This window comes from Geodermatophilus sp. SYSU D00696 (genome assembly GCF_054050235.1).
This window is the reverse complement of record NZ_JBJGYY010000014.1, coordinates 111,138-123,784: the sequence shown is the minus strand read 5'-3', so window position 1 is coordinate 123,784 and position 12,647 is coordinate 111,138. Positions and strand designations below refer to the sequence as shown.

At 77.9% G+C, this 12,647-nt stretch carries 11 protein-coding genes and 1 pseudogene; 4 read left to right on the top strand and 8 right to left on the bottom strand.

Translation table 11 applies throughout. The features are described 5' to 3' along the window. From ACI79O_RS11290 to ACI79O_RS11265, 6 genes and pseudogenes are all read right to left on the bottom strand, one after another. Positions 1–1,005 (bottom strand): annotated as a pseudogene (locus ACI79O_RS11290) (HNH endonuclease); the annotation flags it as partial. After that, positions 939–1,718 carry a DUF222 domain-containing protein gene (locus tag ACI79O_RS11285; RefSeq protein ID WP_456914176.1) on the bottom strand — a complete coding sequence of 260 codons (780 nt, stop codon included), beginning with the start codon at positions 1,716–1,718 and terminating at the stop codon, positions 939–941. The pseudogene ACI79O_RS11290 and the gene ACI79O_RS11285, both read right to left, overlap by 67 nt. A 269-nt stretch (positions 1,719–1,987) precedes the next feature. Beyond that, complete coding sequence (locus ACI79O_RS11280) at positions 1,988–3,322, bottom strand: diacylglycerol/lipid kinase family protein (RefSeq protein WP_456889404.1); 1,335 nt, start codon at positions 3,320–3,322, stop codon at positions 1,988–1,990. Then, on the bottom strand, positions 3,319–5,079 hold the full coding sequence (locus tag ACI79O_RS11275) for an alpha/beta hydrolase (RefSeq protein WP_456914175.1): 1,761 nt from the start codon (positions 5,077–5,079) through the stop codon (positions 3,319–3,321). The genes ACI79O_RS11280 and ACI79O_RS11275 overlap by 4 nt, the downstream gene beginning before the upstream one ends. A 195-nt stretch (positions 5,080–5,274) precedes the next feature. Beyond that, positions 5,275–6,225 carry a DUF5996 family protein gene (locus ACI79O_RS11270; protein WP_456889408.1) on the bottom strand — a complete coding sequence of 317 codons (951 nt, stop codon included), beginning with the start codon at positions 6,223–6,225 and terminating at the stop codon, positions 5,275–5,277. 6 nt (positions 6,226–6,231) lie between these two features. Next, complete coding sequence (locus ACI79O_RS11265; protein WP_456889410.1) at positions 6,232–6,714, bottom strand: DUF5709 domain-containing protein; 483 nt, start codon at positions 6,712–6,714, stop codon at positions 6,232–6,234. Positions 6,715–6,977: 263 nt separating this feature from the next. Between ACI79O_RS11265 and ACI79O_RS11260 the strand changes: the two genes are divergently transcribed. Further along, positions 6,978–9,773 (top strand): AAA family ATPase, encoded by a 2,796-nt coding sequence (locus ACI79O_RS11260; RefSeq protein ID WP_456914174.1) that lies wholly within the window; start codon positions 6,978–6,980, stop codon positions 9,771–9,773. An 8-nt stretch (positions 9,774–9,781) separates the two neighbouring features. Here ACI79O_RS11260 and ACI79O_RS11255 read toward each other — a convergent pair whose 3' ends face one another. Further along, on the bottom strand, positions 9,782–10,408 hold the full coding sequence (locus tag ACI79O_RS11255) for a TetR/AcrR family transcriptional regulator (protein WP_456914173.1): 627 nt from the start codon (positions 10,406–10,408) through the stop codon (positions 9,782–9,784). 186 nt (positions 10,409–10,594) lie between these two features. Here ACI79O_RS11255 and ACI79O_RS11250 point away from each other — a divergent pair, with 186 nt between their 5' ends. From ACI79O_RS11250 to ACI79O_RS11240, 3 genes are all read left to right on the top strand, one after another. After that, positions 10,595–10,774, top strand: a complete 180-nt coding sequence (locus tag ACI79O_RS11250; protein ID WP_456874713.1) for a hypothetical protein — start codon at positions 10,595–10,597, stop codon at positions 10,772–10,774. Positions 10,775–10,969: 195 nt separating this feature from the next. Then, positions 10,970–11,854 carry an alpha/beta fold hydrolase gene (locus tag ACI79O_RS11245; protein WP_456914172.1) on the top strand — a complete coding sequence of 295 codons (885 nt, stop codon included), beginning with the start codon at positions 10,970–10,972 and terminating at the stop codon, positions 11,852–11,854. Between the two features lie 41 nt (positions 11,855–11,895). Next, positions 11,896–12,180 carry a DUF6510 family protein gene (locus ACI79O_RS11240; RefSeq protein WP_456874711.1) on the top strand — a complete coding sequence of 95 codons (285 nt, stop codon included), beginning with the start codon at positions 11,896–11,898 and terminating at the stop codon, positions 12,178–12,180. Positions 12,181–12,211: 31 nt separating this feature from the next. Here ACI79O_RS11240 and ACI79O_RS11235 read toward each other — a convergent pair whose 3' ends face one another. After that, positions 12,212–12,637 (bottom strand): CBS domain-containing protein, encoded by a 426-nt coding sequence (locus ACI79O_RS11235; protein WP_456889418.1) that lies wholly within the window; start codon positions 12,635–12,637, stop codon positions 12,212–12,214. Positions 12,638–12,647: the final 10 nt, after the last annotated feature.

The following is a 12,647-nucleotide window of genomic DNA, read 5'->3' as shown; positions in this document are numbered from 1 at the left end:
GCGGACGTGCCGGTCCAGCGCGACGCTCGGCCGGTAGCCGGCGGCGGCGGCAGGGGCGCCGAGCCCGGTGCCGGTGCGGGCGGCGCGGTGCAGGGCGGGCAGGTCGGTGAGGGCCAGCAGCGCACCGCCGGCCGCGTCGGTGAGCGCGATCCGGGGCCGGTCGGTCAGCCCGCCCCCGGCGGTGGCGGCGAGCAGGGCGGCGAGGTCGGCGCGGGCGGTGTCGGTGGCCGCAGCCAGCTGGGTGAGGACGTCGCTTGCGGCGGTGACCCGGCCGGCGGGACCGGCCGCCCAGGCCGCCTCGTCGGCGTCGTCGGCGCGTTGCGCGGTGGCCACCGTGCGGCGGGCGTGGCCGAGGGCGCGCTCGAGCCCGAGCAGTGCGGTGCTCGCGTGGTCGACGGCGCGGTCGGCGCGCGCCCACCAGCCATCGCCGGGATCACCGCGGTGGGCGGAGGGCCGCTTGTCGGCCGGTGCATCCGGCGGCGGTGCCTGGTCGGGCGGTGACTCCTCAGGCGGTGGGCCGTCCTGGTCGAGCCACCGGAGCAGGACGGCGTCGGGCACCGTGTCGTCGGGATCGGGATCGAACTCGCCGGCCAGCACGCGGCGTTCCATCTGGGCCCACCAGGCCTCCAGCTCGGCCTGCTGTCGCGCCTCCCAGCCCAGGAAGTCACCCCCGCCGGAGGCCGCCTCCGGGTTGCTCGCCTCGGCGCCCTCCGACGCAGCCTGGGCGGACTCGGCGTCGGCCGCGGTGGTGTCGGTCGCCTCGCCATCGGCCGCGGTGGTGTCGGCCGCGGCGGTGTCGGTGTCACTGGCGTCGGCCCGCTGGCCGGTGAGGGCGGCCAGCAGCGCCCGGACCAGCTCGGCGGGCACCACCTGCCCGTCGACCTCGCACGGCTGGTCCCCGCCCAGCAGCGCCCCGACCGGCGCGACCACGGTCAGGGTCACCTGCACCGGCGGCAGCCCGGACTCGCCGGGGCGGAGCACCAGGTCCAGCAGGCAGTCGGCCATCTTCTGCCCCGGCTGCGGCCGTCGGCGGGCAGCGCGTCGGCACAGGCACCCAGCGCGGCGAGCAGCGCGGCCGCCTCCGGGGTGGTCAGCAGCGCCGAGACCACGCTCATCCCCTCGACCCGGTCCGGACCGGCCGACACCCCGCGCTTCCGCACCGCGCGCAGCAGGTCATCGGCGGCGGCGCGGGCGGTGCGCGTGAGCAGCTCCCGGCGGGCCTTGTCGCCCAGCTGCCCCGGGGTGGTGTGCCGCCCAGCGGCCCACGCCAGCAGGTCGGCCTCGATCGCCGCGCGGAGGGTGTCGTCGGTGATCGGGGCGACCTTGTCGATCAGCGGCCCCAGGTGCCCCACGTGCAGCGCCGCCGATTCGAGTGCGGCGAGGGTCAGCGGCAGCCGGTGCACCAGGGTCAGCGACCGCTCCAGCAGCAGCTGCGCGGCCTGGGCCGACACCGACAGCGCGACCGCCAGCTCGTCGGTGGCCCACTCGCTCACCGGCCGCAGTACCTCAGCCCGCGCCGCCCACCGCTCGGCCGACATCGCCCCCGGCGAGCCCGGCGGCCGGTCGGCCGACGACGGCCGCGCGGCGGCGAACGCGGCCACCGCCCGGGCCCGCAGCGCGGTCTGCCGGGCGATCTCCCGGTCGGCGGCCTGCACCGCCCCCAGCGGCCCCGACGCCCACCCCACCAGGGGCTCGTCGACCGCCAGGACTCCCGTCACGGGATCGATCATATGTTCGAGGACGGGATGGCGCAAGAGGAACGGGTGGAAAAGAGCAGGTCAGCGGCCCGAGGAGCGAGTAACGCTCGGTCCGGACGGGGCTCCACACCGCCGACCGAGCCGTGCTCACGAGAGGGCACGGCGCCGCGACTGCCGCGGGCCGTGGACGGGCTCGAGGCAGAAGCCAGGCAGATCCGTCTCCGCGGCCGATTGGCAGGTGCCCGTCGACCCGGGACGCCGCGGACGACGGACCCCCGGGACGAGCCTCGTCAGCGGGCCGGTTGCCGTGCCGCCGACGGCACCCGGGGCGGCAGCTGCCGGGGGTCCCGCCCGGCGGCGATGCGGGCGAGGGCCCGGAGCGCCGGCAGCGCACCCACCGGCTCGATCGCCGACGGGGAGGCACCGGGGTGGTGGCCGGCGATGCGCACCCGGAGGGCAGCCGGCCGCGACCGGAAGACCAGGGGCGGCTCGAGCACGGCGGCCTCCCCGTCGATGCCCACCGGCACCGGCAGCGTCGCCTCGACGCGGAACTCGGGGGTCGACCACTGCCGCAGGGGGCGCCGCCGCGGCCCTGCCCGGCGGACGGGCGGGTCGACCACCGTCACCCCGAGGACGCCCTGGTCGACCGCCGGCCGGGTGCCCGCGCCGGCGGCGCCGCCCAGCCGGTACTGGTTGTTGCCGACCAGGATGACCGCCGCGCCGCGCATGGTGCGGCCGCCGGGGGTGGGCCAGGTCAGGTCCGCCGACCCGCCGTCCACGCCCAGCGAGCGGGGCATGGTGCCGAGCAGGGTCCGCACCTTCGCCGCCCGGTAGCCGTGGCTCTGCACCGCCTCCGCGTACACCCCCAGCGAGACGTTGTTGACGAAGACCCGGCCGTTGACCTCGGCGAGGTCGACCACCCGCTCGTCGCCGTCGACGAGGGCGTCGAGCGCGCCCACGACGTCGGACCGGTCCACGCCGAGGTCGACGGCGAAGTGGTTGCGCGTCCCCGCCGGGATGCACGCGTAGGGCAGGTCGGCATCGGCGGCGAGCGCGGCCACCACCGCCTGCGAGCCGTCACCGCCGGCCATGCCCACGGCGTCGGCACCCGCGTCGACCGCGCTCCGGACCAGGGCCGTGAGGTCCTCACCCGGCCCCAGCTCGAGCACCGTGATGCCCCGTTCCCGGGCGGCGTCGGCCAGGCCGGTCCGCGCCGCCCGGCCGTCCCCCGACCGGGGGTTGACCACGACGACCGGCTGCCGCGGGCGCTCGGCGGGCGGCAGGGCGACGGCGGGCCGGAAGGCCGAGCGGGCCGCCCCGTGCCAGACGACGGTGCCGAGCGCGAGCAGCAGCAGGGTGCTCCGGTAGCCCTCGTCGGCCAGCAGCAGGGCGCCGCCGGCCAGGGCGGCGCCGGCGACGGCGAGGCCGGCGACCCGCCCCCAGCCGCGGCGGAGCACCCCCTCCCACGCGCCCGCGGCGACCAGCGCACCGCAGCCGAGCAGGAGCACCCCCCGCGGGAAGTCGTCCACCGCCGCCTGGACGAGCAGCAGCAGCACCCAGACCGCCGCGGCGAGCGACGTGACGGCGGCGGTACGGCGCCAGTGCCGGCGCGGCGGGTGCCTCACCGGTCGGCCGCCACGAGCTCGCGCAGCTGCTCGGCCCGCTCGGCGGTCCACCCCGGCGGCTGCAGCACGCGCGCCCACGCGTCGACGTACTGGGTCCGGTAGACGTGCCCGTGCCCGTCGGGCACGTTGCCGGCGCCCGGGAGGTCGGCCGTCACCTGCCAGAACGTCACGAACGGGATCCACCGCACCGCGTCGACGACGTCGTCGCCGCGGTGCTCCTCCAGCCAGCTCGGGCGGGCGTAGAGCAGCTCGGGGGTCCACCACACGACGGGGTCGGACGGGTGCAGCAGGTAGAGCACGCGGGAGCCGTCCCACGGCTCGCCGGTGGGCGCGACCTCCCTGGCGGGGTCGTCGGTGAAGCGGACCGTGCGGCCGTCCCGGTACTCCGGCTCGATCTCGGGGGAGTCCTCGTCCCGGTCGTCGACGAACTCCCGGTAGAGGAGGTTGAACTCCGGCGGGCCGGCGAAGACCGCCCCGCCGGTCCGGTTGCGCAGGTCGTACTCCCCGCTGAACGCCGTCTCGGCGCCGTAGGACCCCAGGCTCTCGCCGGCCACGACCAGGCGCGGCCGGGCCTCCAGCGGCAGCCGCGACCACCGCTCGTACACCGCGTCGAAGAGCTCCCGGCCGGCCTCGCGGGCGCGGTCGCTGTCGACCAGGTAGGACAGGACCGACGGCAAGTACGAGTACTGGATCGCCACCGCGGCGGTGTCCCCGCCGGCCAGGTACTCGAGCGAGTCCACCGCGCCCGGGTCGATCCAGCCCGACCCGGTCGTGGTGACGACGAGGAGGACCGCGCGGTCCAGCCCGCCGGCCCGGACCAGGTCGTCGACGGCGAGGCGGGCGCGCTGCTCGGCGGTCGGGGCCGAGTCGAGCCCGGCGTAGGCGCGGACCGGCGAGGCGGCCGGGGCCCCGGTGAACGCGGCGACGTCGTCGGCCGACGGCCCGGACCCCACGAACGTCCGGCCCTCCCGGCCGAGGGACTCCCAGCTGACCAGCGACCCGGGCCCGCCCGAGCGCTCCGGTGTCCCGGGCCGGGTCACCCCCTCGTCGGTCCGGTCGTTGCGGAGGGAGAAGGCCCGGTCGGCGGCCGCGACCAGCCGGTCGACCACGACGCCGTTGAGCACGAGCACCACACCGGTCAGGACGACGGCCCAGCCGAGCAGCCGGGCGGCCCGGGCGCCGATCCACCGGTCGAGCAGGCGGGCGGTCCACGTGCCGGCGTGCCGGACCGCCCGCGCGAGGGCGACGAGCACGACGAAGACCACGCCGGCGACCGCCGGCACGACGACCACCGACAGGGCGCTGTCCGCGGGCGCGTCCATCAGTTCCCGGATGCGGGCCTGCCAGTAGCGGCCGTACACGGTGGCCACGACGAACGAGACGAGCCCCATCCCGGCCAGGACCAGCCACGAGCGTGGGCGGGGGCGGCGCGCGTCCCGGTCGACGAGGGCGCGCCAGGCGGCGGCGGCCGCGACCCCGATGCCGTAGCCGAAGGCGGCGGTGATGCCGCTGATCAGGCCCTGGGTCAGCCCCGTCCGCGGCAGCAGCGACGGGGTGAGCGACAGGCAGAGGAAGACCAGGGCGCCCACCGCGCCGGGCAGCGTGTAGCGGAACGGGGGCCGGCGGGCCCGCCTGCGGACCCGGCGCCGCCCGTGCCGCGCACCGCCGGCTCCGGTCCGGTCGCCGGGGTCCGCGGGGCGGTCGGCCTGCCCCCGCGGTTCCGGGACCGGCACCGGGAGCGTCTCGCGGGACTCCACGACCCGGCGCTCCCGGTCAGCGGCCGGCGGCGGCCCGGGGCCGCCGCACCACCGGGGCGGGGACGGACGGGCCGGCCGGCCGGTGCGGCCGGACGCGGGGCACGGTGCGGCACATGGCGGCCTCCGTCGGGCGGGGGAGAACGCGACCGAGGGTCCGCCGTCCCGCCCGGCCCCGACAAGGGGATCGGCCCCGCCTCACCCCTCGGGCTGCGCCGGGGCGCCGACGGGCGCGGGCCAGTGCCCGGTGGCCGCCGCGGCGTCGTGGGTCGAGGTGAGGAACCGCAGCAGGTGCGCGTCGGGGTCGGCCGCGGCCCGGACGTCGGCGTAGGGGAGCAGCCACTCGCCGAGGTCCGCGTCATAGGTCGCCGGAGCCGGCTCGACGGCGGCCTCCCGGTACCCCGGGGGCTCGGGGTAGGCGTAGGCGTAGAACGCCCCCTCGGCGGCGCCGCCGGGCCAGTAGCCGCAGCTGGAGACCTCCTCGCTGTAGGCCTCGACCATGACCCGGTCCGGGCAGTTCGGCACGCCGCCGGGGTGCCGCGGCGCGGCCCGGCCGGAGAAGCGGGTCGTGGCGAGGTCGAACGCGCCCCAGAAGAAGTGCACCGGGCTGGCCTTCCCGCGCCAGCGGCCGCGGAAGACGCTCATCACCCGGTGCGCGCTCACCAGCGAGGTCCAGAACCGGTGGACGGCGGCGGCGTCGTAGCTGGCGTGCTCGTGGTCCTCGTCGAACGGGATCGCCTCGGGCAGCTCGACCGGCGTCCGGCCGATCGGCGCGTCCACGCCGAGCTCGCGCAGGTGGGCCCGGAACTCGGCGTGGAAGTCGGCCACGCTGCGCGGCTCGAGCGCCATCGCGCGGGTGGCCCCGTTCGTGGTGTGCACCAGCAGCCGGTGGTCGGTCAGGTCGAGGACCACCTCCAGCCCCAGCCCGCCGGGGTGCGGCACCAGCGAGGTGGTCAGGCCGCGGGCGGTCACGTAGAGAGGCACCTGCCACCAGTGGTTGACCGCCGGCGCGAGGGCCAGCCGGACCTTGCCCACGACCTGCGTCCACAGGTGGAGGGTGTCGCGGGTGTCCTGCCAGGCGGCGACGGGCAGGGCCGGCCAGCCCTCGACCGCGGGTCCGGCGACGGGGGCGGGCGCGGTGGTGTCCATGCCCGGTCAGGACCGGTCGTCCCGGTCGGGGACGACGTGCACGGCCGCCTCCTCCGCGGAGGCGGCGGCCGAGTCGATGCCGGCGTCGACGGCGTACAGCTCGGGCTCCTCGTCGTCCCACTCGCCGTCGTCCTCGACCAGCCGGCCGGCCCGCCGCTCGCCCACCTCGTCGTCGAGGAGCTCCCCGTCGGTGTCGGTGGTGTCGCCGAGGCCGTCGCCCTCGACGCGCCCGGACTCCAGGCGGTCGGTGTCGGGCAGCTCGCGGGCCAGCCGGCCGCTCAGGCCCTCCCCGGCCGACTCCTCCCGCTCGGTCGTCCCCCACTCGTCGACCCCCCACGGCCGCTCGGCCGGGGACCACCCGGTGTCCAGGACGTCCTCGACGCCGTCGAGGTCCTCCAGGGTGTCCCTGGCGTCGAGGACGCCGGAGTCCTGCTCCGGGTCGGTGCCGTCGGGGTCGTAGACCCCGTCGGTGCCGTAGCTGCCGGTCATGCCGGCCTCCTCCCGCTCGCGCCGTGGTCGGCGCGAGCATCCGGTCCGGCATAGCCGTCCTGCATCGGTCATCTGACTGAGCGCGCACGCCCCGTCGCGGCGACGGAGGTCCACGGGCGTGTCGTGGGGCGGGGCCTCCCGGGGGCGCGAGGCGGTTGTCGCGCGTGCAACTGACGAGAGACCCTCTCGCCGCCACGGGACCCAGCGAGCCGGTCGGCCCCTCCACCAGGTGGGGTCGGCGGCTCCGACACGAGGGGGACACGGTGGAGGACGGCGACTCGGGATCCCCGGCCGGCGGACTGGTCGGCCGGTCCGGGGAGGTCGCCCTGCTGGCCTCGTTCCGGGAGCGGGCGGCCCGGTCGGGTGCCGCCCTGGTGCTCACCGGTGACCCCGGCGTCGGCAAGACCGCCCTGCTCGACGGCGCCGCGCGGGCCGCCGCCGCCTCCGGGACCCGGGTGCTGTCCGCGGCGGGCGCGGAGTCCGAGGCGGAGGTGGGCTTCGCCGGCCTCAGCCAGCTCCTGGTGCCGGTGCTCGACGAGGGCACCGCCCTGTCCGAGCTGCACCGCGACGCCCTCGCCACCAGTCTCGGCTACCGGGCCGGCCCGGGCGCCGACCGCCTGGTGGTCTCCACCGCTGTCCTCACCCTGCTGCGCGCGGTCGCCGCCGGCGGGCCGGTGCTGGTGGTGGTCGACGACCTGCAGTGGCTCGACGGGGACAGCGCCCGGGTGCTGGGGTTCGTGGCCCGCCGGCTGCCCGGCGCCCGCATCGGCCTGCTCGCCGCCTCCCGGCCGGACGGTGACCTCCCGTCCCCGCTGTCGGGCCTGCCCGGGCACCGGGTCCGGCCGCTCGCGGACGGGCCGGCCGAGGAGCTGGTGACCGGCCGGCACCCGGGCACCGCCCCCCGGGTCCGCCGGCGGGTCGTGGCCGCCGCGCAGGGCAACCCCCTCGCCCTCCTCGAGCTGCCGGCCGCGCTCAGCCACCGGCAACGGGCGGGCCTCGACGCGCTGCCCTCCTTCCTCCCGCTCGGCTCCCGGCTGCGGGCGCTGTTCGCCGACCGGGTGGGCGACCTGCCGCCGGCCACCCGGCGCCTGCTGCTGCTCGCCGCCCTCGACGGGACCGGCGACCTCGGGGTCCTCGGCGCGGCGTCCCCCGGCGAGGACTGGCTCGACGTCCTGGCGCCGGCCGAGCAGGCGCGGCTGCTGCACGTCGACGTCGACACCCAGCGGGTCTCCCTGCGGCACCCGCTGGTCGCCTCCGCGGCGGTCGGGCTCGCGACCACCGCCGAGCGCCACCGCGCCCACCTCGCGCTCGCCGAGGTCCTCACCGACCAGCCCGACCGCCGGGCCTGGCACCTGGCCGAGGCGGCCGTCGGCTCGGACGGCCAGGCGGCGGACCTGCTCGACGAGGCCGCGCACCGCGCCCTGCGCTCCGGCCACGGCGCGCGGGCGGTGACCGCGCTGCTGCGGGCCGCCGACCTCAGCCCGCGTGGCCCCGACCGGGCCCGCCGGCTGGCCCGCGCCGCCTACCTGGGCGCGGACGTGGCCGGCGAGCTGCGCGACGTCCCGCACCTGCTGCTGCGGGCCCGGCAGGCCGACCCCGACGGCGGGGCGACGCTGCAGACGGCGACGGCCGCGGCCTACCACCTCTCCATCGGCAACGGCGACGTCGACAGCGCCCACCGCGGGCTGGTCCGCGCCATCGACGCCGCCCTGCGGGGTCCGGCCGGCGGCGGTGACCTGCACGAGGCGCTGTACAGCCTGCTGGTCGTCTGCCACTTCAGCGGCCGGCCCGAGCGGTGGCAGGCCCTCGACGCGGTGGCCGCCCGGTTGGAGCACCGGCTCGGCCCGGTCCTGTCGGTGTCCCGGTCCACCTTCGGCGCCCCCGCCCGGGCCACCGCCGCGGACCTGGCGCGGCTCGACGAGGTCCTCGCCGGCATCGACGCGGAGCAGGACCCCGCGCAGATCGTGCGGATCGCGGTGGCCGGCTTCTACCTCGACCGGCTCGAGGACTGCCGGCAGGCGCTGTGGCGGGTGGTGTGGGACGGGCGCGAGGGCGGCGCGGTCGCCTCCGCGGTCAACGCACTGGTCCTGCTGTGCCAGGACGCCTACGGCGCGGGACGGTGGGAGGAGGCCCGGCGGACGGCCGAGGAGGCCGTCGCGCTCGGCGAGACCCTGGGCTACCGGCTGCTGAGCCTGCCCGCCACCTGCTGCCTGGCCCTGCTGGCGGCGGCCGAGGGCGACGGCGCGACGGCCCGCACGCTGGCCGGGCAGGTCGTGGCCTGGGCCGGGCCCCGCGGGGTGCGCGCGGTGGAGCACCTGGCCCACCGCGCCCGCGCCCTGGCGGCCCTCGGCGAGGGCGACGTCGAGGAGGCGTACCGGCAGGCCGCGACCGTCAGCCCGCCGGGCGTGGTGGCGCCGCACGTCCCGGTGGCCCTGTGGATGCCGCTGGAGCTGGTCGAGGCCGCCGTCCGCACCGGCCGGCGCGACGAGGCCACCGCGCACGTGGCGGCGCTGCGGGAGCTCGAGGTCGTCCCGCTGCGCCCGCGGCTGGCCCTGCTGGCGGCCGGGTCGGACGCTCTCGCCGCCCCGGCCGACCGCGCCGCTGCGTCCTTCGAGGAGGCGCTCGCGGTGCCCGGTGCCGACGCGCACCCCTTCGAGCACGCCCGCGTGCGGCTGGCCTACGGCGAGCACCTGCGCCGGGAGCGGGCGACCGGCGCCGCCCGGCTGCACCTGGCCGCCGCGCAGGAGGCGTTCACTCGGCTCGGCGCCCGTCCGTGGGCCGCCCGGGCCGAGCACGAGCTGCGTGCGACGGGGGTGTCCCGGTCGCCGGCGGGCCGGACCGCCCCGGTGGAGCTCACCCCCCAGGAGCACGAGATCTCGCTGCTGGCGGCGTCGGGCCTGACCAACAAGCAGATCGGCGCGCAGCTCTACCTGTCCCCGCGGACGGTGAGCGCGCACCTCTACCGGGTCTTCCCCAAGCTCGGCATCTCCTCGCGGGCGGCGCTGCGCGACGCGCTGGCCCGCGTCCCGCAGCCGGCGGCCGGGCCGGGCGGCGGCTGACCCGCGGGTCACCAGCCGTCGCCGCACTCCGCATCGCCGCAGACCGTGTCCGCCAGCACCCGGCGCACCAGCGCGAACGCCGTCCCGGTGGCCGTGGGCAGGTGGTCGCCGCACCCGCTCCGCCACGACCGCACCGCCAGGCGGAGCACCACCAGGCCGACGGCCGCCTCGGCGAGCGCGGTGTCGTCGGGCTCGGCCAGACCCCGCAGCCCCGCCAGGCCCTGCGCGAGCCGGGTCTCGACGTCGCGCTGGACGGCCAGCGTGTGACGCATCAGGCCCTCGTGGCCGAGGACGATGCGGTCGCGCAGCGCCAGCGACGGCAGCTGCGACTGCAGGTGGTCGGCGAAGCCCTGCAGGACCGCCAGCAGCTGCCCGGGACCCGCGGCCTGCCCGCGCACGGACGCGACGGCGGCGTCCAGGGCCACCTCAAAGCCCGTCTCGTAGGCGAAGACGACCTCCTCCTTGGTGCGGAAGTGCCGGTAGAAGGTCGCCGGGGCGACCTGCGCCTCGCGGCAGACGTCCTCGACGGTCACCCGGTCGAAGCCGCGCTCGGCGAACAGCCGCAGCGCCGTCCGCTCCAGCCGCCCGCGGGTCTCCCGACGCTTGCGGTCACGCAGCGATTCGGTGGCACGCACGGCGGGCTCCCGGGGCGGGTGGGTCGGGCGCGGGCGACGACACGGGGATCCTGCCCCGGTCAGGGCGCCCGGGGGACCCCACCGGGCCCCGCGGCAGTCGCATGACCGATGCCCCGGCCACGCCGGGCGGCCACGGTGGGGGCCGAGGGACCGCCGAGCCGGGGGTCGACGACGGAGGGACCGGGGATGCCGACCTACCGGATGGTCTACGGCGACGGCGAGCAGGTCGTGCGCGAGACCTTCGAGGGCGTGACCGTCGAGCGCGAGGACGGCTGGACCGTCCTGTTCCGCGGCAACTCGGCGATCCTGCGGGTGCAGGACGCGCACGTGCAGTCCCTCGAGCGGGTCGAGCCGCAGCCCGGCTGAGGCACCGGGGGCGGCCCGGGCCCCGAGTCACATGACCGATGCCCGCGCCCCGCCGGACCGCGCAGACTCGCACGACCTCCACCGTGCCCCGACCGACCGCACGGAGTTCCGATGTCCCCTCCAGCGCCACCCGCGGGAGCAGCTCGCGGGGACGGTTTCGACGGCTTCGCGCAGGCCCGCCTCCCGGTGGGGGAGGTGACGCTCCGGGTCCGGTCGGGCGGCTCGGGACCGCCCCTGCTGCTCCTGCACGGTTATCCGGAGACGCACCTGATGTGGGGCGGCATCGCCGGGGCGCTGGCCGAGCGGTTCACCGTCGTGGCGCCCGACCTGCGCGGCTACGGGGACAGCTCCCGCCCCCCGACCGTCCCCGGACACGAGACCCTCGGCAAGCGGGCGATGGCCGACGACGGCGTGCGCCTGATGCGGCAGCTCGGCTTCGACCGCTTCGACGTCGTCGGGCACGACCGGGGCGGCCGGGCGGCCTACCGCATGGCGCTCGACTCCCCGGACGCGGTGCGCCGGGTGACCGTCATGGACGTCGTCCCCACCGCCGAGGTGTGGGCCCGCGCCGACGCGCGGATGGCCCTCGGCTACTGGCACTGGGCCTTCCTCGCCCTGCCCGAGCCGATCCCCGAGCGGCTGATCGCGCCGGATCCGGAGTTCTTCTTCTTCGACGCCGAGTTCGGCGGCGCCATCCGCGGGTTCGCCGCGGAGGCGGTGGCCGACTACGCCCGCTGCGTGCGGGACCCCGCCGTGGTGCACGCCATCTGCGAGGACTACCGGGCCGGTGCCACCTGTGACCGCGCCGACGACGAGGCCGACCGGGCCGCCGGGCGGCGGATCACCTGCCCGCTGCAGGTGCTGTGGGCCGGCCGGGGTGCCCTCGCTTCCTGGTACGACACGCTGGCGGTCTGGCGGGAGTGGGCCGACGACGTCACCGGCGAGGCGCTCGACAGCGGTCACTTCATGGCGGAGGAGCGGCCGGCGGAGACGCTGGCGGCGATCCTCCGCTTCCACGGCGACGGCCGGGCGGAGGAGCCGCTGCAGGCGACCGGCGCCGTCCCCGGGACCCGGACGTGAGGACACCCGGACCGGCCGGTCCGGGAGAGGGAGGTCGTGCGATGAGCGAACCGACGGACGAGCCCGACCGCCGGCTGGACGGCAACGCGGCGGCCGGCGTGCTGACCGAGATGATGACCATGGACCCCACCACCGCGATGGTCACCTGCGCGCACTGCGGCAGCCGGGCGGCGCTGGGCGCACACCTGGTCTACGCCGACACCCCCGCCATGGTGGTCCGCTGCCCGGGCTGCATGCAGGTGGTCATGCGCTGCGCGTCCGACGACGGTGGCCGCCGTCTGGAGATGAGCGGCGTGCGGCTGCTGTCGGCCCCGCCCGGCGGCTGACCCCGCGCCCCGGGGGCGGTTGCCCGGGCGGTCAGGCCGTGCCGGGCACCGCCGGCGTGCCCGCCGCCAGGGAGACCCGGCACAGGTCGAGGGTGTCGACGATGCCGACCAGCTTCCCGCCGTCGAGCACCAGCAGGTGCTGCATCCGGTGGTCGACCATCGCGCGGACGGCGTCGTCGACGGGGGTGTCCGACGTGACCGTGACCGGGGGGCCGGACACCACGTCGCCGACCCGCACCTGCTCCGGGTCCCGGCCGTCGGCCACCGCCTGGCTCACGTCCGCGTCGGTGACGATCCCGATCGGGACGGCGGCGTCGTCGGCCCGGGTGACGACGAGCGCGGTGTCGCCCGACCGCTTCATCAGGTAGGCGGCCGCGGCCAGGTGCGCCCCCTGCTCGACCGTCGTGACCGGCGGGCGCATCGCGGCCCCCACGGTGGGGGCGGCTGTGGGCGGCATGGCTCTCCTC

Coding starts and splice junctions, on each gene's coding strand:
- ACI79O_RS11270 (WP_456889408.1), bottom strand. CDS start 6,225: ATGGACACCACCGCGCCCGCCCCCGTCGCCGGACCCGCGGTCGAGGGC.
- ACI79O_RS11265 (WP_456889410.1), bottom strand. CDS start 6,714: ATGACCGGCAGCTACGGCACCGACGGGGTCTACGACCCCGACGGCACC.
- ACI79O_RS11250 (WP_456874713.1), top strand. CDS start 10,595: ATGCCGACCTACCGGATGGTCTACGGCGACGGCGAGCAGGTCGTGCGC.
- ACI79O_RS11240 (WP_456874711.1), top strand. CDS start 11,896: ATGAGCGAACCGACGGACGAGCCCGACCGCCGGCTGGACGGCAACGCG.
- ACI79O_RS11235 (WP_456889418.1), bottom strand. CDS start 12,637: ATGCCGCCCACAGCCGCCCCCACCGTGGGGGCCGCGATGCGCCCGCCG.